This window comes from Nocardia callitridis (assembly GCF_039543305.1).
Classification (GTDB): domain Bacteria; phylum Actinomycetota; class Actinomycetes; order Mycobacteriales; family Mycobacteriaceae; genus Nocardia; species Nocardia callitridis.
In genome coordinates this window covers 270906-294619 of record NZ_BAABJM010000001.1, presented here as the reverse complement: position 1 = coordinate 294619, position 23714 = coordinate 270906, and the positions used below count along the sequence as shown (strand labels likewise).

Below are 23714 nucleotides of genomic sequence, written 5' to 3'. Positions count from 1 at the left end.
GATGCTTTCGGTGCTGGTGGTGCTCGCGGTCGGTGGTTGCGCGGCGAATCCGCCGCCGCCCATCGAGAGCACCGATAGTCCGAAGACCACGGTGGTGAAACCGGCCGAGACGACCGTGATCGTCGCGCTCGACACCATCGGCACCGCGTTCAACCCGCATCTTCGGTCCGATCAATCACCCGCCACCTCGGCGATCGCCTCGTTGGTGTTGCCGAGTCCGTTTCGGCCGGTGCCGAATCCGGAGGCACCGGGATTCTCGGCGTGGGTGCCCGACCAGTCGCTGGTCGAATCGGCGGATGTGACCGCGGAGGGTCCGTTCGCCATCACCTACAAGCTGCGTGATGAGGCGTCGTGGTCCGACGGTGCGCCGATCGCCGCGGAAGACTTCCGATTCCTGTGGCAGGAGATGATCTCCGAACCCGGTGTCGTGGACCCGGCGGGGTATCGGCTGATCTCCGATGTGAATTCCTCGGCCGGCGGCAAAACCGTCACCGTCACCATGACCCAGCCGTATCCCGGCTGGCGCGAGCTGTTCAACAATCTGCTCCCTTCGCATCTGTTGAAGGACGCGCCGGGTGGTTTCTCGCGGGGAATGAACGGACAGTTCACCGGCGTGCGCGTCTCCGGTGGGCCTTTCGGTATCCGGTCCTCGGATCCTGGTCGCGACGAGATCATGCTCGAGCGCAACGACCGATTCTGGGGTACACCCGCGGTGCCGGATCAGATTCTGCTGCGTCGCGGCGGCACCACGGCGCAGCTGGCCGGTTCGCTGCGCACCGGTGACGTACAGATGGCCCTGGTGCATGGTGGTGTCGCCACCCGTGCCCAATTGGGGGCGATTCCCTCGGTGCGTACCGCGATCATGCCGCAGTCGCGGCTGCTGCAATTCGTGCTCAACGGGCGCTCCGGCGACCTGGCCGATCCACGGGTGCGTGCCGGTGTGCTGGCCTTGCTCGATCCCGCGCTGCTGGCGACGGTGGGTGCGCAGACCGGCGACTGGGTGGACCCGGTGCGCGCGCAAATTCTCGCGCCGTCGGATCCCGGTTACGCGCCGACCGCGCCGCCGCGCAAGTCCCCCGACGAAGCGTTCGGCCTGTTGTCCGAGGCCGGGTTCGGCCGTGCGCCGGAACCGCCGCCGGTCACCTCGACGACCTCGCCCGCGCCACGCCCGCGGCAGATCGTGAAGGAGGGCAAGCCGTTGTCGGTGCGCATCGGCGCGGTGGACAAGGACGAGACCGCGCTCGCGGTCGCGAACACCGCCGCCGACCAATTGCGCAGCGCGGGAATCGATGCCACGGTGCGCAGCGTCGCCGCCGACGAGTTGTACGGCAAGGAATTGGTGGAGGGTACCGTCGACGCGATCGTCGGTTGGGAGACCGCGGGTTCGGACCCGGCCAACGCTCTGGCCTCCCGATTCGGTTGCCCGCCAGCGGAATTGCCTCCGGTCGAAGGCCAACCGGATACCCAGGCGACGGCGGAGGCGGCCAAGCGCGCACCGAGCAATCTGTCCGGGGTGTGTGATCCCGCGTTGCAACCGGCGATCGATGAGGCGTTGCGCGGCCAGGATGTCGGGCGGGTGATCGCGGACCTGGAACCGAAGCTGTGGGACCTGTCGACGGTGCTGCCGATCGTGCAGGACAATGTGGTGGCCGCCTCTGGTCCCAGGGTGGATGGCGCGTCGCTGAGCGGAGCGATCCAGGTCGGCATCTTCGGTGACGCCGCGAATTGGCACAAGCTGCCATGACCGGCGGCCTGCTGCTGGTGCACGCGCACCCCGACGACGAATCGATCACGACCGGTGGCACGATCGCGCACTACAGCGCGCTCGGCGTTCCGGTGACGGTGGTGACCTGCACGCTCGGCGAGGAGGGTGAGGTGATCGGCGAGCGATGGGCGGGCCTTGTCGCCGATCGTGCCGACCAACTCGGCGGCTACCGAGTTCTCGAATTGACCAGTGCCCTGGACGCTTTGGACGCCGCGCCGCCACGATTCCTCGGCGGTGCGGGTCGGTGGCGTGATTCCGGAATGGCGGGCACACCGGCGGCGGACAAGCCGGGCGTCTTCGTGCGCTCGGGTGCCGAGGCGGTCGAGGCGTTGACGAAGATCGTGCTGGAACTACGGCCGAGCGTGGTGGTCGGCTACGATCCGAACGGCGGCTACGGTCATCCTGATCACATTCGCGCACATGAGATTACGACCGAAGCGGTGCACACCGCCGCCGAACTCGGTTGGGACACACCGAAGTTCTACTGGACGGTCACCGATGGCGACCGATTGCGCGAGCGCACGGCGGCACTGGTCGAGGCCGAGCTTCCGTCCGCGTGGCGGCTCCCGCGCGAGGACGAACTCGCCAGCGTCCCGAGCGACACCGTCACCACCACCCTCGACATCTGCGCCGCCCTCCCCGCCAAACGTGCCGCGCTCCGTGCCCACGCCACTCAGGTCACGGTCGCGCCGTCGGGTCGTGGGTTCGCGCTGTCGAACCTGATCGCCCAGCCACTACTGCCCGAGGAGCACTTCACCCTGGTGCGAGGGGCACTCGGACCGGTCGATGCTGACGGTCGCGAAAACGATCTCTTCGCCGGGATCACCACCCCCTACCTTGGCGTTTAACGTTTGTTAGACTTCGGTTATGAGTACTATCGCGTTCCGTGCGACCGAAGTCGACAAGGAACTAGTTCGCGATTTGGCCGAGCCCGGTGAGACGTCCTCCGACGTCTTGCGCCGTGCTCTACGGGTGCTGGATCGGGAGCGGTGGCATCGGGTGGCACAGGCCGATGCCGACCGACTCATGGCCAGTGGTGAGAACCTCGGTAACGAACCGGACGCATGGTGATACGCGGGCTGGTTTACCGCATCGACGTCGGCACGGCGAATCGTGGCCACGAGCAGCGTGGCCGCCGCTACGGTGTCGTACTGTCGAGGACCGACTGGAACATGGTTACGGTAGTGCCGACATCAACGAGCGCGGGGGCGTCGCAGTTTCGTCCTGAAGTCGAAGTGGACGGTGTGCCAACGCGTCTGCTGGTTGATCAGATCTGTTCCATAGATGTCGACTACATGACGGGCGAGCCGACGGGATGCCTCTCGCTCGAGGAGATGGCCCGCCTCGATGTGACGATCGGGCGATACTTGGGGTTGAACTGAGTGTTTCCGGTCCGGTTGGCAGCCGCTTCGATCGGCGCGCGGACCTAGACTGGACGCATGTACAACTGGGATCTCCAGAACGCCATCGCGGCGCTCGTGGAGGGGGCAAGGCCCTTCGGGCCTGCCGCGCATGACCTGTATCTATCGGTGCTGTACGGTTTCGTCGATATGCAGAGCCACCTGCTCACCCTCCTCGGCTACCCACCGGTGCCGTGACGACGGCGGTCGATAACCACGCAGGCGACAGCGCCCCCGTGGAACCCGGTCGCGGTCGCGTCGAGGCTGCACTGCGTGCGCTGGGGCCGGTCATCGTTTTCTTCCTGGTGCTCGACGCGCTGATCACCCTCGCGCTGGAAGTCCTGTTCCTGCCCACCTACGTCGGCGCGACGGTCGTCCCGGTCTCGGGTGTCCTCGCCGGTGTGGTGAACGTGCTGCTGGTGATGGGCGTGCGCACGGTAAGCCACCGCATGGTCATCATGACGCTGCCGATCGTCGCGTGGGCGTTCGGCTTCCTGATCTCGGCCAGCACCGGCCCCGGTGGTGACATTCTGCTCGGGAGCAATTGGCGCACAGTCCTTTTGCTGTTCTGCGGCCTGGTTCCACCACTGCTGTACATCTATGTCCGCGTGAACGCGAACCTGTTCAGCCGCGATCGACCAGCCCCTGGCGGCGGAAAGCCACGCCCTCGAACCCGTTGAACACCTCAGCGGAGTGCGGCTTTCGCCGCGAATGAGACCCGGTCGTATCGACCGGGCGCGACTGCTGCGATCCGCCGCCGCGATCGACCCTCGTCTCGGGGCTGGATCACGATGACGGAGTCGCTCGTGAAATGTTGGCGCCGAAGGGCTCAGCGGACACCGAGACGGCCGGGGGTGACCGACTCGATGAGTTGCCACGCGTCGTCGAGCGGGATGTCGACGACGAAGTAGTGCTTGCTGCCCGCCGCCGTCGCGGCGATCACCGTGGCCAGGCCGAGTCGGCGTTGAAAGAAGGTTTGGTGGACGGTCCAGCCGATGATGCCGGGAGCTTCGAGGCAGTCTCGGTTGCGATCGAGAGAGCCCGAGCGGGTGATCAGCCAGGTGGGGGTGGTCGCGGTGGCGGGGATGACCGCGTGGCCGAGGCCGCGATAGCGATCTTCGGCGAGTGCGATCGACGGTGGGACCAGAAGAATCGGCAGTAGCCACCACCACGGTGAGACGCCATCGATGACGAGCGTGATCACCAAGAGCGCGACGGCGACGACCTCGACCGGAACCATCGCGCGGATATAGCGGCGGCGGCGCGCGAGCGGGCCGTGCGCGATCAGCGGTACGCGAACGGGCCCGGCGTCGTCCGGTGCCCACAGCGTTTTCTCGTTGTCGCCCACCGTGGTTGGCGACAAGAGATGGCTCAGGGTGTGCTCCACGGCAGCGCGTGGTGCCTGGGGCAGGATTTTCTGGCTCGGGCTCGCACCGGTCATGATGGCCCTGAGCTCGGCGGCGTCGGCGAGGCGAAGCAGCAGCGGTTGCTGGAGCGTCGCGCCGCGAAATCTGGCGAGGTCGAGGGTGATCTGCCGGGTCGTGAACAGCCCGTGGCGCAACTGTAGTGTGCGACCGTTCTCGGTGACGCGCAGGCCGAAATACGTTGTCAGGTAACGCAAGCAGGCGAGCAGGCTCACGACCACCACGATCGCGACGAGGAGCGCGACGATGCCGAGCGCGATCGCGAGCACCCCGCCGCTGCCGACGTTGTGCACGGCGTCCGAGGCGAAGATCTTCTCGCCGAGCCCGACCTGGAACGCGACGCCGACGAGGGGGCCGATGATCGCGAACCCGGTCAGGGACAGGGGCGCGTAGCGCACCCAGCTCGGCTGCCAGTGTCCGATCTCGTGCAGCGGGGGCGATGTGTCGGAAGTGTTGTCGGACAGACTTTCCCGGCTCTCGGTCGAGTCGGCGGGTTCGGGCGCGCCCGCGGTATGCGCGAGCAGTTCCGCACGCAGCGCGGGCACCAGCGTGGCATCGAGCGCGTCGAGCTTGAACTTGTCCTTGTCCTCGGTCTGCTGGCCGGTGCCGATCGCGAGCACCGAGAGTCCGAGTGCCCGGTGCAGGAGATCGGCTTCGATGTCGACCGACCTGACCCGTGCGCGCGGCACCGAGAGCTTCTTGCGCTGAAGGACCCCGGTGCGCAACTCGATATGGGTCGGGCCGACCCGGTAGGTCGTGGTGAACCAGCGCGCGAGCGCGAATCCGACGACGAGGACAAGGGGGATCACACCCCACAGCGGGTTCCCGTTGTTGGTGCCGAGAATCACCGTCACGACGAGCACCGGAATGTACTTCACCAGCTCGGTGACGGGATATACCAACAACATTCGCTTGTCCAGCCGTAACCATGGCTGCTGGTCCTGTGTACCGGCGACCGGCTCGCTCATGTCGCATCTCCGCGGTGTAGCGAGGCGATCCTGGTCAACCGGAGGACGGTTTCCTCGGCGACGTCGTTGTCGAGCTCGGAGATGCGCACCGCCCCCGCCGACGACGCCGTCGTCACGGTGACGGTGGCCAACCCGAACAGCCGTTCCAGCGGTCCGCGCTCGGTGTCGACGGTCTGCACTCGCGAAATCGGCGCGACCCTGCTCGACTGACTGAACCAGCCGACCCTGATGTAGACCGCCTCGTCGGTGATCTCCCACCGGTGGACCCGGTAGCGCCACGAGGGAACACCGACGACGTGTGCGACGGCGAACAATACCGTGAGCACGAGAATCACGAGGTGGATCGCCAGATGCGCGGAATCGGCTATCGCATAGCCGATTTGCACCACGAACAGCACCACCCAGACGATCGCGGCCTTGATCCCCCACAGCAGCTTGGCCTTCGGGCTCGGTCGCCAGGCGGGGGCGGCCATGATGGTCTGTGGCGCTGCCGCCCTCGGCTCGGATGGCTCGAACATCTCGCCATGGTCCCATGACCCGCGCGGCGGGGTGGCGCAGCGTCGCCCGCGGTGAACGCTGGAAAGACATTCGGTGCCGCCGGATGGAATAGGCCCGAGTTCCCCGAGGTTGTGAACGCTCACGACCGCGCCTCGCCGATGGCCCCGCGCGGTCGTGTGTGTGTTGAGCGGCCACCGTGTGCTCACCATGCTGATTCGTAACCTCTGGAGGGAGACAGTTCCGGATGTGTAGCGCATGATCGAAGACGTGACCGACTTACCCAACCTGAGCGTTCCGACCGCACCGCCAACGCCATCGGCCATGCGCCGGGCGTTGCGGCGAGCCCGTGACGGCGTCACATTGAACGTCGATGAGGCGACCGTGCTGCTGCACGCGACCGGGGACGATCTCACCGATTTGAGCCGCAGCGCCGCCAGAGTGCGCGACGCCGGCCTGGCATCGGCGGGCCGTTCGAAGACGATCACCTATTCACGCAATGTCTTCATCCCGCTGACCCGATTGTGTCGGGACAAATGCCATTACTGCACCTTCGTGACCGTGCCGGGCAAGCTGCGTGCCGAGGGCCACGGCATGTTCCTGGAGCCGGACGAGGTGCTGGATATCGCGCGTCGCGGCGCCGAACTCGGCTGTAAGGAGGCGCTGTTCACGCTGGGTGATCGGCCGGAGGACCGCTGGCCGGAAGCCGCGCAGTGGCTCGACGAGCGCGGCTACGACTCCACGCTCGATTACCTGCGCGCGGTGTCGATCCTGGTGCTGGAGGAGACCGGCCTGCTGCCGCACCTGAATCCCGGTGTGCTGTCGTGGGAGGAAATCTCTCGGCTCAAACCGGTGTCGCAGTCGATGGGCATGATGCTGGAGACGACGTCGTCGCGGTTGTTCACCGAGAAGGGCAACTGCCATTACGGCAGCCCGGACAAGGACCCCGAGGTCCGGTTGCGTGCGATCACCGACGCCGGTCGTCTCTCGGTGCCCTACACCACCGGCATTCTGGTGGGCATCGGTGAGACGGTCGCCGAGCGGGCCGACTCGATCATGGCGCTTCGTAAGCAGCACAAGGCTTTCGGGCACATCCAGGAAGTGATCGTGCAGAATTTCCGCGCCAAGGACGACACCGCCATGCGCGGTGTCCCCGACGCGGGAATCGAGGAATTCCGCGCCGCCGTCGCCGTTACCAGGCTGCTGATGGGCCCCGATGTGGCGGTGCAGGCGCCGCCGAATCTGGTCTCGCAGCAGGACTGCCTCGACCTGATCGATGCGGGCATCGATGACTGGGGCGGGGTGTCGCCCGTAACGGTGGACCATGTGAACCCGGAACGGCCGTGGCCGGATCTGGATACCTTGCGTGAGATCACCGCGGCCGCCGGATACGAGCTGGTCGAGCGGACTTCGGCGCACCCGAAGTACGTGCGCGCTGGCAGCCCGTGGATCGACCCCAGGATCGGTGCGCACGTGGCGGCGCTGACCGACCGGGAGACCGGTCTGGCCACCGTCGACGCGATCCCGACCGGTCTGCCGTGGCAGGAGCCGGACGAATCGTGGGAGTCGGCGGGTCGGGTCGATCTCAATACCGAGATCGACACCCAGGGGCGTAATACCGAGAGCCGCAGCGATTCCGGGCTCGGCAGCGAGCTCATCGGCGCCTTCGGCGATTGGGACACCATTCGCGAGCAGGCTCGTGACCTGGCTGTCACGGCGCCGGAACGACTCGACTCCGAGGTGCTCGCCGCACTGCGCGCGGCCGAGCGTGACCCCGGTGCGCTCAGCGACGCCGAGTACCTGGCGTTGGCCACGGCCGAGGGTGCGAATCTCGAAGCGGTCGCCGCGCTCGCCGATCAATTGCGGCGCGACACCGTCGGCGACGACGTCACCTACGTGGTGAACCGGAATATCAATTTCACCAATATCTGCTACACCGGTTGTCGTTTCTGTGCCTTCGCCCAGCGCAAGGGGGATGCGGACGCGTTCACCCTGAGTACGGAGGAGGTTGCCGACCGGGCGTGGGAGGCGCACGTGGACGGCGCCACCGAGGTGTGTATGCAGGGCGGTATCGATCCCGATCTGCCGGTCACCGGCTACGCGGATCTGGTGCGCGCGGTGAAGGCGCGGGTGCCCTCGATGCATGTGCACGCGTTCAGCCCGATGGAGATCGTCAACGGTGCTTCGCGCGGCGGGCAGAGCATTCGTGATTGGTTGATCGCGCTGAAGGAGGCCGGGCTCGACACCATCCCTGGCACGGCCGCGGAGATCCTGGACGACGAGGTGCGCTGGGTGCTCACCAAGGGCAAGCTGCCGACCTCGGCGTGGATCGAGGTGATCACCACCGCGCACCAGGTGGGACTGCGTTCCAGTTCCACGATGATGTACGGGCATGTGGACAACCCGAAGCACTGGGTCGGCCACCTGCGGGTGTTGCGTGGAATCCAGGACGAGACCGGTGGTTTCACCGAATTCGTGCTGCTGCCGTTCGTGCATCAGAGCTCGCCGTTGTATCTGGCGGGCGCGGCGCGGCCGGGGCCGACGAATCGGGACAACCAGGCGGCGCACGCGCTGTCGCGCATCATGCTGCACGGCCGAATCGCCAATATCCAGACCAGTTGGGTGAAGCTCGGCAACACCGGAACGCAGGTGATGCTCAACAGCGGCGCCAACGATCTGGGCGGCACGCTGATGGAGGAGACCATCTCCAGGATGGCCGGTTCGCAGCATGGTTCGGCGAAGACGGTCGCGGAGTTGACCGAGGTGGCAACGGGTATCGGGCGTCCAGCACGCGAACGGACCACGCTGTATGGCGTGCCGGAACACCCGGAGCGCAAGGTGTCGGCGCTGCCGCTGTCGGTGGGATAGCGATCGGTCGGTCCAACGGTGAGGAATCTGATTGGCGATAGGCCGTGTTCGGGTCGGTGATCGGATTCGTCATGCCGTGGCTGGGGCGGTATGTATCGGCGCGGTGGGAGCGGCGACCGGTGGGATAGCGATCGGTCGGTCCAACGGTGAGGAATCTGATTGGCGATAGGCCGTGTTCGGGTCGGTGATCGGATTCGTCATGCCGTGGCTGGGGCGGTATGTATCGGCGTGGTGGGAGCGGCGACCGGTGGGATAGCGATCGGTCGGTCCAACGGTGAGGAATCTGATTGGCGATAGGCCGTGTTCGGGTCGGTGATCGGATTCGTCACGCCGTGGCCGGGGCGGTATGCACCGGCGCGGCCGGACCGGCGACAATAAGGACGACAAGATCGAAACTCGCCCACGACGAGGTGGGACGAACGGTGACGAAATCGGGTAATCGCCCGGTCTCCGACCGTTTTGCGATGACGGGGGCCGATGCCGCGCGGCCAGCCCAGGTTAGGGCAGGCTGGCCACGTGTAGCGTTGGCGCTGTGGATAGGGTTTCGCCGGGCGAACCGTCCCCGCAGGTGAGGACAGACTAGGAGAACGGCAGTGACGTACATCATCGCTGAACCGTGCGTTGACGTGAAGGACAAGGCGTGCATCGAGGAATGTCCCGTTGACTGCATCTACGAGGGCGGGCGCATGCTCTACATCCATCCCGACGAATGCGTCGACTGTGGTGCGTGCGAGCCGGTCTGCCCGGTAGAGGCGATCTTCTACGAGGACGACACCCCGGATCAGTGGAGCGGGTATGTCAATGCGAATGTCGATTTCTTCGATGATCTCGGCTCGCCCGGTGGCGCGACCAAGGTCGGCTTGGTCGACTACGACGTACCCCTGATCAAGGAACTGCCGCCGATGGCGCAGGAGTAATGCCGGTGGCGTCACGTCGTCGGGTCAGCGAATTACTGCCCGAATTCCCTTGGGACACCATCGCCTCGGCGAAGGCGAAGGCTGCGGCCCATCCCGGCGGCATCGTCGATCTTTCGGTCGGCACCCCGGTGGATCCGGTCGATCCGTTGATCAGGACGGCGTTGGCGTCGGTGTCCGAGGTTCCCGGTTATCCGACCACGCACGGAACGGTGGAGTTGCGCACGGCGGCGGTCGAGGCGATGAAGCGACGCTTCGGTCTCGCTGGCCTCGATCCCTCGGCGGTGCTTCCGGTGATCGGCACCAAGGAGTTGATCGCGGGACTGCCGCAGCTGCTCGGGCTCGGCGCGCAGGATCTGGTGGTGATCCCCGAGGTCGCCTATCCGACCTACGAGGTGGGTGCGTTGCTCGCGGGCGCGGAGGTGTTGCGCGCCGACGGGTTGACCCGCATCGGCCCGCGCAAGCCCGCGTTGATCTTCTTGAACTCGCCGTCGAATCCGACCGGCAGGGTGCTCGGGGTCGAGCATCTGCGCAAGGTGGTCGAGTTCGCGCGTGCGCGTGATGTGATCGTCGCCTCCGACGAGTGTTATCTGGGGCTGACTTGGGAGGGCACTGCGCCCTCGATTCTCGATGACGCGGTGTCCGGGGGGGATCACACCAACCTGTTGGCGGTGCACTCGTTGTCGAAGACCTCCAACCTGGCCAGCTACCGCGCCGGTTTCGTCACCGGCGACCCGGAGTTGGTGCGAGAGTTGCTCGCGGTGCGCAAGCACGCCGGGATGATGGTGCCGCTGCCGATCCAGGCGGCGATGACCGCGGCGCTCGGCGACGACACGCACGAGGCACGTCAGCGCGAGCGCTACCGTGCGCGGCGCGAGGTGCTGCGGAAGGCATTGGAACAGGCGGGTTTCCGGGTCGATGATTCGGTGGCGGGTCTGTATCTCTGGTCCACCAGGGGTGAACCGTGCCGTGCCACCCTCGACTGGTTGGCCGAGCGTGGCATCCTCGCCGCGCCGGGCGACTTCTACGGGCCTTCGGGTGTCGAGCATGTCCGGGTGGCGCTCACCGCGACCGACGAGCGGATCGCGGCGGCGGTCGAGCGACTGCGCGACTGAGCGCGGGGCTTGCGGGGTCTCCGGTCGGAAAATTCTGGCTGGCAAATTCTTGGCCGAGCGGTTCCGCTGAAGCGGAGCGTGCGCTGGGGTCACGGCGTTAACCTTGGGTTATGGACGCTGTCTCGGTTGTCCCTCCGCCACGAAACGAACCGGCGCATTCTTATGCTCGGGGTAGTTCTGAGCGTGAGCTACTGATCGGCAAACTTAAAGAGGTTGCCGAGAATTCGGTCGACGTGCCGTTGGTGATCGGTGGACAACATCGACACGGCGTCGGCGAGCGCCACGATATCGTTGCTCCGCACCGCCATCGGCACGTGCTCGGCTCCTACACCGACGCCACGCATGACGACGCGCGCACGGCCATCGATGCCGCGATCGACGCCGCGCCGGGCTGGCGTGCGCTGCCCTTCGACGAACGCGCCTCGGTTCTCCTGCGCGCCGCCGACCTGCTCGCCGGACCGTGGCGCGAGACGGTGGCCGCCGCGACCATGCTCGGTCAGTCCAAGTCCGCGCAACAGGCCGAGATCGACGCACCCTGTGAGCTGATCGACTTCTGGCGATTCAATGTGGCCTTCGCGCGCCAGATCATCGCTCAACAGCCCGAGTCCGGCCCCGGCGTGTGGAACCGCTTCGACTATCGGCCGTTGGAGGGATTCGTCTACGCGATCACCCCGTTCAACTTCAGCGCTATCGCGGGGAATCTGCCCACCGCACCCGCGCTGATGGGCAACACGGTGATCTGGAAGCCGTCGCCGACCCAGACGCTGGCCGCGTATTACACGATGACGCTGCTGGAAGCGGCTGGGTTGCCGCCCGGTGTGATCAACCTGGTGACCGGTGACGGCGTCGAGCTGTCGGAGGTGGCGCTTGCCGATCCCCGGCTGGCCGGGATTCACTTCACCGGTTCCACCAAGACCTTCCACTATCTGTGGCAGCAGGTCGGCGCGAATATCGGCCGTTACCACGGCTATCCGCGGTTGGTGGGGGAGACCGGCGGCAAGGATTTCATCGTCGCGCACTCCTCGGCCGAGCCGGACGCGCTGCGGACGGCCCTGATTCGCGGCGCCTACGAGTATCAAGGTCAGAAGTGTTCGGCCGCCTCGCGCGCCTACATCGCGCGCTCGGTGTGGCGGGCGATGGGTGCGGATTTCCTGCATCTGGTCGACGGGCTCACCTATGGCGATGTGGCCGATCTGTCGAATTTCGGTGGCGCGCTGATCGATCGACGTGCTTTCGACAAGAACGTCGCCGCGCTGGAGCGCGCCCGCGCCGCCGGGATCACCATTCCGGTCGGCGGGACCTACGACGACAGCGAGGGTTGGTTCGTTCGCCCGACGGTGCTGCTGGTGGATGACCCACACGACGAGGCGTTCGCCACCGAGTACTTCGGCCCGATCCTCGCCGTCCACGTCTATGACGACGACCAACCCGGCGCGTACGCGGCGATCCTGGCCGAGGTGGAGTCGGCGGCGCCGTACGCGTTGACCGGAGCCGTGTTCGCGCGCGATCGGCACGCGATCGAACAGGCAAGTACCGCACTGCGTTTCGCGGCGGGCAATTTCTACGTCAACGACAAGCCCACCGGCGCCGTGGTCGGGCAGCAGCCGTTCGGCGGCGCGCGTGGCTCGGGGACCGACGACAAGGCGGGTTCGCCGCTGAATCTCGTGCGCTGGGTGGCACCGCGCGTCATCAAGGAAACCTTCGTTCCCGCAGTGGATTACCGATACCCGCACATGGAGGTGTAGTCGATGACACAGCATCGCACGGCGTCCGGCGCGACCGTACTACCCGGCTCGGCATGAACCCGCTACGGCCGGTGATTCTCGCGGCGGCCAATTCGGCGAGAATGCGCGAGTTCATCACCAAGGTTCCTGTCACCGCCGCCGTGGTTCGACGATTCGTGGCGGGGGAGACCAGGGCCGAATTATTGGACGCGGTGGATGCGCTGCGTCGCGGCGGACGCATGGTGAGCGTCGATTATCTCGGCGAGAACATCACCGAAGCCGATCAGGCGGACGCGGTGGTGGCCGAATATGTTTCGCTCATCAACGAATTGGCCTCGCGCTACAGTCCCGCGCTGGCGAGTACCGAGGTGGCGCCGGTCGAGGTGTCGGTGAAACTCTCGGCGCTCGGGCAGGCGTTGCCGGGCGCCGGTAAGGATCTCGCGACCGAGAATTTGCGCATTATCTGCACCAAGGCCGCGCAGGCTGGGGTGTGGGTGACCGTCGATGCCGAGGACCACACCACTACCGATGCCACGCTGGCGACGGTGCGCGAACTGCGCGAGGAGTTCCCCCTGCTCGGTGTGGCTTTGCAGGCGCAACTGCACCGCACCGCGACCGACTGCCACGAGTTGGCAGGACCGGACTCGCGAATTCGGTTGTGCAAGGGCGCGTATCACGAGCCCGTCGACATCGCGACGCATCGGGGGCGCGATGTGACCGATTCCTACCTGCGGTGCCTCGCCATCCTGATGTGCGGCGACGGGTATCCGATGGTGGCCTCGCACGACCCGGTGGCGATCAACGCCGCCGAGCGGCTGCGGCTGGAAACCCGCAGGGAAACAGACGGTTTCGAACATCAGATGCTCTACGGCGTGCGCGAATCCGAGCAGGCGCGGCTGGTGCACGCGGGCGCGACGGTGCGGGTGTATGTGCCCTACGGCGACGCCTGGTACCGCTACCTCACGCGGCGGCTGGCGGAACGGCCGGGAAACCTGCGGTTCTTCCTGCGCGCGTTGGTTCGTGACTCCTGAGCTGCCGAGTACTGGCACAGCGTCAATTGATGCCGTGCGATAGTCATCGCGTCATCATTTCGCCGCCGCCGATACCATGAGGTCATGGCGAGGTTGACCAAACTGCTCCCGCTCGTGCGCAGCACCGAGCCGGAGGATCGCAATCAGACACGGGTGCTGGACGCCGCGCTGGTCGCCTTCCTGGATTTCGGGGTCAAACGCACCAGCATGGTGGAGGTCGCGCGGCGCTGTGGACTGTCGTTGGCGACGCTGTATCGGCGCTTCTCCAGCAAGTCCGACCTCATCCAAGCCGTCGGCCTGCGCCAGACCCGCGAATTCGTCGAACAGGTCGATGCCGCGCTGCAACGCCACATCGATCAGGATGCGGACGCCGAGCAACAGATCGTCGAACTGTTCGCCGCGTTCATCAGCGGGCTGCGCGACAACCAGCTGGTCCACCGATTGTTGGCGACCGAACCGGAACTCGTCCTGCCCTACCTCACCACCCGTGGCGCGCCCGTCCTCGAACTCGGCCGCGACTACGTGGCCGAGTTCATCACCCGGTTGCAGCGCGAAGGTCGGTTGCCCGAATACGATCCCGAGCCGCTGGCCGAGATGATCGCGCGCACCGCGCTGTCGCTCGCGCTCACACCGCAGACCGTGATCCCGCTCGAGGACGAGCAGGCGATTCGTCGATTCGCCCGCGACCACGTGGCGGTCTCGTTCCGGGTGCCGTGACGGCGCGGTGTGCGGTTCAGCGCGGAAACAGCACGGCGATGACCTCCGCCAGCGCGTCCATCACGTCGGCGGTCTGCTCGTCGGCGGTCCCCCGGGTGTGGGCGGTGACCGCGAAGCCCGGGCCGTAGGACGCCGAGGCGACTTCGGGTTCACCGGCGTCCGACCATCCCCACTTCGTTCCGCGCACCGAAGGCAGCCGTGCGGTGCCCCAGTCCTGTGCGGTGCCGTCGGCCGCGGTCGCGCCCGCGTCGGCCATCCAGCGCAGAATCGGTGACTCGGGATCGGTGCGCTGCTTGGCCGCCAGGAAGTCCGATACGTCGGCGGCGCTGGTGGTCGCGGTGCCCCACTCGGCGCCTCGGCCGGTTTCGGTGAGGTGGTATTCGGCGGCCACGGCATCGATGGCCTGCGGATACTTCGAATCCAGCTCGGTCGCCGCGCCGTCGTCGGAGTAGCTGATCATGCGTTCGGACAGGTCGCGATCGGCGGCGGAGTGGTCGCCGTGGCGCAGCGCGTAGTCGACCACGTAGAGCTTGGTCAGCGACAATCCCGACCGCCGCTCGTGCTCATTCGGGGTGCCCCACTGGAGAACCGGGGAGCGCAGGGCGATGGCTGTGCGCGGCGGGACCGGCGGCGGTATGTCGGGGGCGGCGTGTGCGGTGGAAAAAGGAAACGCGAGTGCGAGTGCGAAGCAGGCTCCGACGATCACCGTGCTGCGTTTGCCCATCGAATTCTCCGTTCCGCGCTAGGTGTGCTCAGAAAACAGAGTGAAACGAGTATTGCCCGCCGACGGGGTTGTTGTGCGCGGTATTCGCCTTTAGCTACCGAAGCTGAATATTCGCCGCCGTGCGCGGCTACACGAGACCTCGGCCGAGCCTGCGCCGAATCCGCATGTCGATCAGATAGGCGTTGAACGGGAACATGCGCAGCGGTTTCGGGAGCGCGGCGCTGGTGGCGCCGAGGGTGCGCAGAACACGGTCGAGGCGGCGTTCGTCGCGCTCGCTCCAGGTGATTCCCATCTGCTCGCGCAGGTGCTGCGGAAGCAGGCCGGAGACGAAGAAGCGGTGGATGCCCGCGAAGGGCACGCGCAGGGGCAGCGGCAACATCTTCAGGTCGATCAGGTCGTCGAAGTACTCCCGGATCGGCGGGTCGATGGTGGTCTCGGCCAGCGTCTTGTCCCAGTAGCGGGTGAACGCCTCGCGGTCGGGTGGCCACATGTCCGCGCGCATCTGCAACGTGGTGCCGAGGTGGGCGCCGTGCTGGTAGAGCAACTCGGCGCTGGCCGCGTCCACCGGGCCGCGCATTCGTTCGTAGAGATCGACCGTTCCCCAGTACAGGCAGGCGGCGACCCACAGTTGTAGTGCGGGGTCGAATGCGTTGTAGCGCACCGGGCTCGACGCGTTCGAGTGCACCGCGCGGTGTGACACGTTCACCGCCTCGCGATAGTCCTCGCGGTCGCGCTCGGTGCCGAGCAGCGCCACCGACAGATAGGTGAGGGTCGTGCGCAACCGCTTCAGCGGATGCAGGGTGACCTTGCCGCTGTCGACCGTGCTCTCCAGGACGCCGTAGCCGACGGGTCGGTTGCTCAGCTGCATGATCACGTTCGCGGTGCCGCCGAGGAAAGCGCTGGCGCCGTACACGAAGCGGGTGATATCGAGCTCTGTTGGCGCGGTGTCCTCCGCCGCCGCGCGCGATGGCCTGATCATCGTTGACCCCGTTTCGTGAGAGGAAAATATATAAACAGTGTCAACGTCTCACCGAGGGGTGTCAACCATACGGGGGCCGCTACCGGCGGGTGAGCGGGCGAAAGGTCACCGAGCTCGCGCAGTACGGTAAACGCATGTCGTTGCTGCTTCGTTCGCTCGACCCGCTGGCCGTCGCGGCGGGTGCGGATATTCCCGACGCCGTCACGATAGAGGGGGTCACCCTCTCGCGCAGCGATCTGCTCGGCGCCGCCACCTCGGTCGCCGAACGCATCGCCGTCGCCGAGCGGGTGGCGATCCTGGCGGAGCCGACCGTGCGGACGGTGCTCGCGGTCGTCGGCTGCTTGCTCGCGGGGGTGACCGTGGTGCCGGTGCCGCCCGACTCCGGCGCGGCCGAATTGACGCACATCCTCACCGATTCGGGCGCACAAGCCTGGCTGGGCAGGGCACTCGAGGGCACTGACCTCCCGGTGGTTCCCGTGCGCACGCACGCGAGGTCGTGGCACCAATACCCCGAACCCCCCGCCGAGACAACGGCTTTCATTCTCTACACCTCCGGGACCACCGGGCCGCCCAAGGGTGTCCTGCTTTCCAGGGGTGCCATCGCGGCGGGGCTGGACGCGCTTGCCGATGCGTGGTCATGGACCTCGAAAGACATTCTGGTGCACGGCCTTCCGTTGTTCCATGTCCACGGACTGATCCTCGGCCTGCTGGGCCCGCTGCGGGTGGGCAGCCCGCTGGTGCACACCGGCAAGCCGACACCGCAGGCTTACGCCGAAGCGGGTGGAACCCTGTACTTCGGCGTGCCGACCGTATGGTCGCGAATCGCCGAAAACCCTGATGCGGCACGCGCATTGGCAGACGCTCGCGTTCTCGTCTCCGGTAGCGCGCCGCTTCCGGTCCCCGTCTTCGAACGGCTGCGCGAACTCACCGGCCACGCGCCGATCGAGCGTTACGGCATGAGCGAAACCATGATCACCCTCTCCACCAGGGCCGACGGTGAACGTCGTCCCGGCTGGGTCGGCACACCGGTGCGCGGTGTGGAAACCCGGTTGCGCGACGAAACCGGTGCCGACGTCGCACACGACGGTGAGAACATCGGCGGACTCCAGGTGCGCGGTCCCATGCTTTTCGACGGCTACCTGGGCAGGGCTGACGCCAATGCCGCCAGCTGGACCGACGACGGCTGGTTCATCACCGGCGATGTCGCCGTCATCGATCCCGACGGCTTCCATCGCATCGTCGGACGGGAATCGGTGGACCTCATCAAATCCGGCGGTTACCGCGTCGGCGCGGGCGAAGTGGAGACCGCGCTGCTGGGTCACGCGGCGGTCGCCGAAGCCGCGGTGGTCGGAGTCCCCGACGACGATCTCGGACAACGCATCGTCGCCTACGTCGTGCTGCGTGCGGACGTCACCGAAACCGAACTGATCGACCATGTGGCCCACCAGCTTTCGGTCCACAAACGGCCGAGGGAAATGCGCATCGTCGACACGCTCCCGCGCAACGCCATGGGAAAGGTGCAGAAGAAGCTGCTCGCCTGAACGGCCTTGACCTCTAGCTAACTCGAGGTTTTACCGTCGAGGCATGACAGCGACTTTCACCCCCGAACAGATCGAATACCTGCGCAGCCAGCCGCTGGGACGGCTGGCCACCGCACGCGCCGACGGCACCTTGCAGAACAACCCCGTCGGCTTCCGCTACAACCCCGAGCACCGCACCATCGACATCGCGGGCTGGAAAATGGGTGCCTCATACAAGTTCCGCAACCTCGCCCACAACAACCAGATCGCCTTCATCGTCGACGACGTGCCCTCGTCCTTGGACCCGCGTCACGTCCGATACCTCGAAATCCGCGGCACCGCAGAAGCGCTGACCGACATCGAGCCCTACGTCGCGGTCGACTCCCGCGAGATGATCCGCATTCACCCGAGGCGAATCATCGCCTTCGGTCTCGAGCAGGAACTACCAGGCGATTCTCAGCCTGCGTAAGGGTCAGTCCTCAGTGTGGCCGCCCATAGTAGAAGTCGAACTACACGGGTTCCGAGGAGACCCAGACCCAGGCCGACTCGAACCCTGCCTACCGGTCGGCGGCGCTGAACTCCCGCGCCGCCGACCGGGTCCTTGTGGATCGAAGATCACCAGGTCACCAGCGAGAGAATCGAGTCCCGGTCCAGCAGGGGGACCCTGTTGATCTTGGTACGAGCGCGCCTAGTCGTTGGCGTGTAGTGCGGCGTTGAGTTCGATGCCGGTGCCCTTGCGGGGGACTACCTCTACCGCGCCGGACTGGGAGTTGCGGCGGAACAGCAGGTTGTCGCGGCCGCTGAGTTCGGCGGCTTTGATCGTGGTGCCGTCGGGCGTGGTGACCTTCGTGCCCGCGGTGAGGTAGAGGCCCGCTTCCAAAACACAGTCGTTGCCGAGGGGGATGCCCAGGCCCGCGTTGGCGCCGAGCAAGGAGCGCTCGCCGATGGAGATGACGGTCTTGCCGCCGCCGGAGAGGGTGCCCATCGTCGAGGCGCCGCCGCCGACGTCGGAGCCGTCGCCTACCACGACACCCGCCGAGATGCGACCCTCGATCATCGAGTTGCCGACCGTGCCCGCGTTGAAGTTCACGAAGCCCTCGTGCATGACGGTGGTGCCCGAAGCCAGGTGCGCGCCGAGCCGGACGCGGTCCGCGTCGCCGATGCGCACGCCGGTGGGGATCACGTAATCGACCATGCGCGGGAACTTGTCGATGCTGTACACCGTCACCGGGCCACGCGCGCGCAGCTTGGCGCGGGTGACCTCGAAGCCCTCGACGGCCGCCGGTCCATGGTTGGTCCACACCACATTGCTGAGCAGACCGAACTGGCCGTCCAGGCTCAGGCCGTGCGGATGAACCAGGCGGTGCGAAAGCAGGTGCAGGCGCAGGTAGACATCGTGCGCGTCGACCGGGGCCGAGGACAGGTCCGCGATGGTGGTGCGCACCGCGATCACCTCGACGCCGCGGGCTTCATCCACACCGAGCAGGGCCGCGTACTCCTCGGGCACCTGCTCCAGTCGCTGGGAGCCGGTGGCATCGAACTCACCCAACTCCGGGCTCGGGTACCAGGTGTCGAGGACGGTCCCGTCCGTGGTGACGTTGGCGATACCGATGGCAGCTGCTCCCTGAATGCTCACATCGACAGAGGTTACCGACCCTGCTGCCGATGGGTGAATCCCCGTCGGAGCGGCCGCCCGTAGGCTGACCGCGTGACGACCATCGACTTGCGCGCCGACCCGATCACGCTCACCGCCGCCCTGGTGGACATCCCGAGCGTGTCGCGAGACGAGGCGGCGATCACCGACGTCGTCGAGCGTGCGTTGCGCGAGCAGACCACCGGATTCGAGGTGCTGCGGCACGGGAACGTAGTGCTCGCGCGTACCAATCGTGGGTTGCCGACGAGGGTGATCCTCGCCGGACACCTGGACACGGTGCCCATCGCCGACAATGTGCCTGGCCGGTTCGAGGTCGACGAGGACGGACAGCGAGTGCTGTACGGATGCGGCACGGTCGACATGAAGTCCGGCGACGCGGTGTTCCTGCACCTGGCCGCGACGGTCGCCGAACCCGTGCACGACCTGACGTTGATCTTCTACGACTGCGAGGAGATCGCGGCGGAGTTCAACGGCCTCGGGTCGGTGGAACGGGACCTACCCGAATGGTTGAGCGGCGACCTCGCCGTGCTCGGGGAGCCCTCCGGTAGCTGGATCGAAGCAGGATGCCAAGGCACGCTGCGGGTTCGGCTGAGCACGTCGGGAACGCGTGCGCACTCGGCCCGAGCATGGTTGGGCGACAACGCGATTCATCGATTGTCGCCGGTGCTCTCCCGGCTGTCGGACTATCACGCACGCACGGTCGACATCGACGGCCTCGAATACCGGGAAGGGCTCTCCGCGGTCCGGGTCACCGGCGGCGTCGCGGGCAATGTGGTGCCGGATGTCGCCGAGGTGGACGTGAACTTCCGCTTCGCGCCCGACCGCACCGTCGAGCAGGCGATCGCACACGTTCGCGAGGTGTTCGCGGGCCTGGACCTCGGCTTCGAGGTCACCGATGCCGCACCGGGCGCACTTCCCGGACTCACCGCGCCCGCCGCCGCACACCTGGTGTCGACGGTGAACGGCCGTGGCGGTGCTGGCGTGCGCGCCAAGTACGGATGGACGGATGTCTCGCGCTTCGCCGCGCGCGGGATCCCCGCCGTCAACTTCGGCCCCGGCGATCCCAACCTGGCGCACAAGCGCGACGAGCACGTGCCGGTGGCGCAGATCGGCGCCGTCACCGAACTGCTGCGCAGCTATCTCACCGACGAACGCCGAACCAGCAGCTGAACGGGCGACGACTTCTTTCGCCTGCTCGAGATTCGCGCTCAGCTGGGCGGTAGCGTAATCGGCATGTCTACCGACGCCGCCGACCACGAGGTTGCCCCCAAGCCGAAGTCGACAGCGAAGTTCCGCGGGCCGATCATGTTCCGCCGTGATCGCAAGGAAGGCGCGAGCACCGCCGACCGCAACCTCCTCGACCAACGCAGCGACTCCGATTGGGTGCACACCGACCCCTGGCGCGTGCTCCGCATCCAGGCCGAGTTCGTCGAAGGGTTCGGCGCGCTCGCGGAGGTACCGAAGGCGGTCACCCTCTTCGGGTCGGCGCGCACGCCTACCGATCATCCCGAGTACGAAACCGGCATGGCACTGGGCACCGCGCTGGCCAAGGCCGGATTCGCGGTGATCACCGGCGGCGGACCGGGTGCCATGGAGGCGGCCAACCGCGGTGCCTCGGAGGCGGGCGGCTATTCCATCGGCCTCGGCATCGAGTTGCCGTTCGAACAGAGCCTCAACGACTGGGTCGATCTCGGGATCAACTTCCGCTACTTCTTCGTCCGCAAGACGATGTTCGTGAAGTACTCGCAGGCCTTCGTCTGTCTGCCAGGCGGTTTCGGCACGCTCGATGAGTTGTTCGAGGCGCTCACTCTGGTGCAGACCCGCAAGATCACCCGTTTTCCGATCATCCTGTTCGGCAGCGAGTACTGGGCGGGCCTGGTCGACTGGTTGCGCGGCACGCTGGCCGCCTCCGGCAAGGTCTCGCCGGAGGATCTCGAACTGCTGCACGTCACCGACAGCATCGACGACGTGGTGAACATCGTGGTGGCCAATGCCGAATCCGGTGGTACGGAAGCGGCCGACGGGCCAGCGGCAGGTACGGAGAACGAGTGATGGCCGACGCGAAACAGACCCCGACCGAGCGCTACACCGTGTGCGTGTATTGCTCGGCGAGCACGCACGAGCAGTCCTATCTCACCCTTGCCGCCGATGTGGGCACGGAAATCGCCAGGCGTGGTTGGCAATTGGTCTCCGGTGGCGGCCGGGTTTCGATGATGGGCGCGGTGGCCGTCGCGGCGCGCGAAGGCGGTGCCAACACCATCGGCGTCATCCCGAAACACCTTGTGCACCAAGAGGTCGCCGACACCGCCGCCGACGAACTCGTCGTCACCGACACCATGCGCCAGCGCAAGCAGGTGATGGAGGACCGTGCTGACGCCTTTCTCACGCTGCCCGGTGGCATCGGCACCATGGAAGAATTCTTCGAGGCATGGACCGGCGGCTACCTCGGCCAGCACGACAAGCCGGTCGTCATCCTGGATCTGGACGGGTTCTATACCGGCCTGTTTCGCTGGTTGACCGAGCTCCAGGACCGAAAGTTCGTTCCCCAGACAGCGATGGATCGCGTTACCGTGGTCACCGATCTTCCCGCCGCGTTCGCGGCGTTGGAGGTGTTAGGCGGTACCCCCGACGAAGAGAGCTGAATGTGAGTAAGGACGCTCGGTCGACGGTCGGACTGGTCGACCTGCTCAAGAGCCTGCCCGCGATGGCCCTCGACGCGCCGGGCATGGTGCGCAATGTACCGAACATGCTGGTCACCTCGAGCAGCAAATCCTCGGTGGGACTGTATTTCCAACGTAATGCCCACCGGCACCCCGATCGGGCGTTCCTGCGCTTCGAATCCACCGTCTACCGCTACGGCGAGGCCAACGCCGAGGTCAACCGGTACGCGTCCGTTCTCGCCGAGCAGGGGGTCGGGCGCGGCGACGTCGTCGGCGTGCTGATGACGAATCGGCCGGAAACGTTGTTCGTGGTGTTGGCCACGGTGAAGCTCGGCGCGACGGTCGGTTTGCTCAACCACCATCAGCGCGATCGCGTCCTCGCACACAGCTTCGGCCTGCTGAACAGCGTGCTCAACGTGGTCGGCGAGGAATGCGCGGATGCCATCGAATCGCTGCCGGAAGAACCATCGAATGTGTTGTCCGCCAAGCAGTTACATGCGCTCTCGCGGAAAGCGGACGCAACCGATCCTGCCAGCTGCGGCGAGGTCACCGCGGGTGAGCGCGCGTTCCTGATCTTCACCTCGGGCACCACCGGCCTGCCGAAGGCCAGCGTGATGACACATCTGCGCTGGACCAAGAGCATGGCGGGACTCGGCGGACTCGGAATTCGCCTGCACGGCAACGACACCCTGTATTCGTGTCTGCCGCTCTATCACAACAACGCGCTCACCGTCGCGCTGTCGACGGTGCTGTCGGCGGGGGCAACCTTCGCGCTCGGGCGCAACTTCTCGGTGTCGCGGTTCTGGGACGAGGTCGTTCGCGAGCAGGCCACCGCGTTCATCTACATCGGTGAGCTGTGTCGGTACCTGCTCAACCAGCCCGCCAAACCCTCCGATCGCGAACACCGTATCCGCCTCGCGGTGGGCAATGGCCTGCGCCCGGAACTGTGGGACGAGTTCAAGGACCGGTTCGGGATCCCGCGCATCGTCGAGTTCTACGGCGCGAGCGAGGCGAACGTCGCCTTCGTCAACGCCTTCGGTCTCGATCGCACCGCCGGATTCGGGCCGCTGCCCTACGCGGTGGTGGAGTACGACGAGGCCACCGGAAAAGCCAAGCGGGACAACAAAGGCCGCCTGCGTCGTGTCGGCACCGGCGAGGTCGGGTTGCTGCTGTCGAAGGTCACCGACCGTTCACCGTTCGACGGCTACACCGACAAGGCGGCCTCCGAGGCGAAGCTGGTGCGCGCTGGCTTCAAGCCCGACGACGTCTGGTTCGACACCGGTGACCTGGTGCGCGACCAGGGGTGGAAGCACATCGCCTTCGTCGACCGGCTCGGCGATACCTTCCGGTGGAAGGGGGAGAACGTCGCGACGACCGAGGTCGAGGGCGTCCTCGATCAAGCGGACGCGATCGAACAGTCCGTGGTCTACGGCGTGCGGATTCCCGGCACGGACGGCAAGGCGGGGATGGCGGCGGTGACGCTGCGCGACGGCGCCGAGTTCGACGGTCGAGCCCTGGCCGAACAGGCGTACCGGAAACTGCCAGGCTACGCGGTGCCGTTGTTCGTTCGCACCGTCGCGACGCTGGCGCAGACCTCGACCTTCAAGAGCCGCAAGGTCGAGTTGCGCAAGCAGGGCTACGAAGCCGATGACGAGAGCGTCCTCTACGTGCTCGCGGGCAAGGCCGAGGGATATGTACCCGCCTACGCCGCCTACCCCGCCGAGGTCGCCGAGGGTAAGGCACCGAAGAACTAGCC

Annotated in this window: 23 protein-coding genes; 18 read left to right on the top strand and 5 right to left on the bottom strand. The window is 66.5% G+C overall.

Annotated elements, in window-relative coordinates; genetic code table 11:
- Position 1: 1 nt before the first annotated feature.
- Genes ABEA50_RS01320 through ABEA50_RS01295 form a run of 6 tightly spaced genes read left to right on the top strand, consistent with a single transcriptional unit; the run spans position 2 to position 3845 of the window.
- Positions 2-1744, top strand: coding sequence for an ABC transporter family substrate-binding protein (locus ABEA50_RS01320; RefSeq protein ID WP_345493105.1), 1743 nt, complete (start codon positions 2-4; stop codon positions 1742-1744).
- Positions 1741-2613, top strand: a complete 873-nt coding sequence (mshB, locus tag ABEA50_RS01315; RefSeq protein WP_345493104.1) for an N-acetyl-1-D-myo-inositol-2-amino-2-deoxy-alpha-D-glucopyranoside deacetylase — start codon at positions 1741-1743, stop codon at positions 2611-2613. Before ABEA50_RS01320 ends, mshB begins: the two co-directional genes overlap by 4 nt.
- Positions 2614-2632: 19 nt before the next feature.
- Positions 2633-2836, top strand: coding sequence for a hypothetical protein (locus ABEA50_RS01310; protein ID WP_345493103.1), 204 nt, complete (start codon positions 2633-2635; stop codon positions 2834-2836).
- The gene (locus tag ABEA50_RS01305; RefSeq protein WP_345493102.1) at positions 2830-3147 is read left to right on the top strand and encodes a type II toxin-antitoxin system PemK/MazF family toxin; all 318 of its coding nucleotides are present in this window, start codon (positions 2830-2832) and stop codon (positions 3145-3147) included. The genes ABEA50_RS01310 and ABEA50_RS01305 overlap by 7 nt, the downstream gene beginning before the upstream one ends.
- Positions 3148-3204: 57 nt before the next feature.
- Positions 3205-3363 (top strand): hypothetical protein, encoded by a 159-nt coding sequence (locus ABEA50_RS01300; protein ID WP_345493101.1) that lies wholly within the window; start codon positions 3205-3207, stop codon positions 3361-3363.
- A 38-nt stretch (positions 3364-3401) separates the two neighbouring features.
- Entirely contained in the window at positions 3402-3845 is a 444-nt protein-coding gene (locus tag ABEA50_RS01295; RefSeq protein WP_345493100.1) for a hypothetical protein, read from the top strand.
- Between the two features lie 149 nt (positions 3846-3994).
- Here the strand turns inward: ABEA50_RS01295 and ABEA50_RS01290 are convergent, their stop codons facing one another.
- Both ABEA50_RS01290 and ABEA50_RS01285 read right to left on the bottom strand, forming a co-directional pair.
- A complete protein-coding gene (locus ABEA50_RS01290; protein WP_345493099.1) occupies positions 3995-5557 on the bottom strand; it encodes a PH domain-containing protein in 1563 nt (520 codons plus the stop codon).
- Positions 5554-6075: a PH domain-containing protein gene (locus ABEA50_RS01285; protein ID WP_345493098.1), complete on the bottom strand. Its 522-nt coding sequence runs from the start codon at positions 6073-6075 to the stop codon at positions 5554-5556. Before ABEA50_RS01285 ends, ABEA50_RS01290 begins: the two co-directional genes overlap by 4 nt.
- Positions 6076-6310: 235 nt before the next feature.
- Here ABEA50_RS01285 and ABEA50_RS01280 point away from each other — a divergent pair, with 235 nt between their 5' ends.
- The 6 genes from ABEA50_RS01280 to ABEA50_RS01255 all read left to right on the top strand — a co-directional run bounded on the left by ABEA50_RS01280 (position 6311) and on the right by ABEA50_RS01255 (position 14421).
- Positions 6311-8920, top strand: coding sequence for a bifunctional FO biosynthesis protein CofGH (locus tag ABEA50_RS01280; RefSeq protein WP_345493097.1), 2610 nt, complete (start codon positions 6311-6313; stop codon positions 8918-8920).
- Between the two features lie 593 nt (positions 8921-9513).
- Positions 9514-9837, top strand: a complete 324-nt coding sequence (gene fdxA / locus ABEA50_RS01275) for a ferredoxin (RefSeq protein WP_345493096.1) — start codon at positions 9514-9516, stop codon at positions 9835-9837.
- A complete protein-coding gene (gene dapC, locus ABEA50_RS01270) occupies positions 9837-10949 on the top strand; it encodes a succinyldiaminopimelate transaminase (RefSeq protein ID WP_345493095.1) in 1113 nt (370 codons plus the stop codon). Before fdxA ends, dapC begins: the two co-directional genes overlap by 1 nt.
- A gap of 110 nt (positions 10950-11059) precedes the next feature.
- Positions 11060-12694 carry an L-glutamate gamma-semialdehyde dehydrogenase gene (pruA, locus tag ABEA50_RS01265; protein WP_345493094.1) on the top strand — a complete coding sequence of 545 codons (1635 nt, stop codon included), beginning with the start codon at positions 11060-11062 and terminating at the stop codon, positions 12692-12694.
- A 53-nt stretch (positions 12695-12747) separates the two neighbouring features.
- Positions 12748-13704: a proline dehydrogenase family protein gene (locus ABEA50_RS01260; RefSeq protein ID WP_345493093.1), complete on the top strand. Its 957-nt coding sequence runs from the start codon at positions 12748-12750 to the stop codon at positions 13702-13704.
- Between the two features lie 84 nt (positions 13705-13788).
- The gene (locus tag ABEA50_RS01255; RefSeq protein WP_345493092.1) at positions 13789-14421 is read left to right on the top strand and encodes a TetR/AcrR family transcriptional regulator; all 633 of its coding nucleotides are present in this window, start codon (positions 13789-13791) and stop codon (positions 14419-14421) included.
- Positions 14422-14437: 16 nt separating this feature from the next.
- Here ABEA50_RS01255 and ABEA50_RS01250 read toward each other — a convergent pair whose 3' ends face one another.
- The gene (locus ABEA50_RS01250; protein ID WP_345493091.1) at positions 14438-15145 is read right to left on the bottom strand and encodes a hypothetical protein; all 708 of its coding nucleotides are present in this window, start codon (positions 15143-15145) and stop codon (positions 14438-14440) included.
- 127 nt (positions 15146-15272) lie between these two features.
- Entirely contained in the window at positions 15273-16124 is an 852-nt protein-coding gene (locus ABEA50_RS01245; RefSeq protein ID WP_345493090.1) for an oxygenase MpaB family protein, read from the bottom strand.
- 134 nt (positions 16125-16258) lie between these two features.
- On the opposite strand from ABEA50_RS01245, the gene ABEA50_RS01240 reads away from it, so the two are divergent.
- Both ABEA50_RS01240 and ABEA50_RS01235 read left to right on the top strand, forming a co-directional pair.
- Positions 16259-17665 (top strand): acyl-CoA synthetase, encoded by a 1407-nt coding sequence (locus tag ABEA50_RS01240; protein ID WP_345493089.1) that lies wholly within the window; start codon positions 16259-16261, stop codon positions 17663-17665.
- 43 nt (positions 17666-17708) lie between these two features.
- Entirely contained in the window at positions 17709-18113 is a 405-nt protein-coding gene (locus ABEA50_RS01235) for a PPOX class F420-dependent oxidoreductase (RefSeq protein ID WP_345493088.1), read from the top strand.
- A gap of 219 nt (positions 18114-18332) precedes the next feature.
- Here ABEA50_RS01235 and dapD read toward each other — a convergent pair whose 3' ends face one another.
- A complete protein-coding gene (dapD, locus tag ABEA50_RS01230) occupies positions 18333-19280 on the bottom strand; it encodes a 2,3,4,5-tetrahydropyridine-2,6-dicarboxylate N-succinyltransferase (RefSeq protein ID WP_345493087.1) in 948 nt (315 codons plus the stop codon).
- Positions 19281-19352: 72 nt separating this feature from the next.
- Here dapD and dapE point away from each other — a divergent pair, with 72 nt between their 5' ends.
- The 4 genes from dapE to ABEA50_RS01210 all read left to right on the top strand — a co-directional run bounded on the left by dapE (position 19353) and on the right by ABEA50_RS01210 (position 23712).
- Positions 19353-20468 carry a succinyl-diaminopimelate desuccinylase gene (dapE, locus tag ABEA50_RS01225; protein ID WP_345493086.1) on the top strand — a complete coding sequence of 372 codons (1116 nt, stop codon included), beginning with the start codon at positions 19353-19355 and terminating at the stop codon, positions 20466-20468.
- Positions 20469-20531: 63 nt separating this feature from the next.
- The gene (locus ABEA50_RS01220; RefSeq protein WP_345493085.1) at positions 20532-21350 is read left to right on the top strand and encodes an LOG family protein; all 819 of its coding nucleotides are present in this window, start codon (positions 20532-20534) and stop codon (positions 21348-21350) included.
- The gene (locus tag ABEA50_RS01215; RefSeq protein WP_345493084.1) at positions 21350-21940 is read left to right on the top strand and encodes an LOG family protein; all 591 of its coding nucleotides are present in this window, start codon (positions 21350-21352) and stop codon (positions 21938-21940) included. The genes ABEA50_RS01220 and ABEA50_RS01215 overlap by 1 nt, the downstream gene beginning before the upstream one ends.
- Before the next feature lie 2 nt (positions 21941-21942).
- A complete protein-coding gene (locus ABEA50_RS01210; RefSeq protein ID WP_345493083.1) occupies positions 21943-23712 on the top strand; it encodes a long-chain-acyl-CoA synthetase in 1770 nt (589 codons plus the stop codon).
- Positions 23713-23714 lie beyond the last annotated feature (2 nt).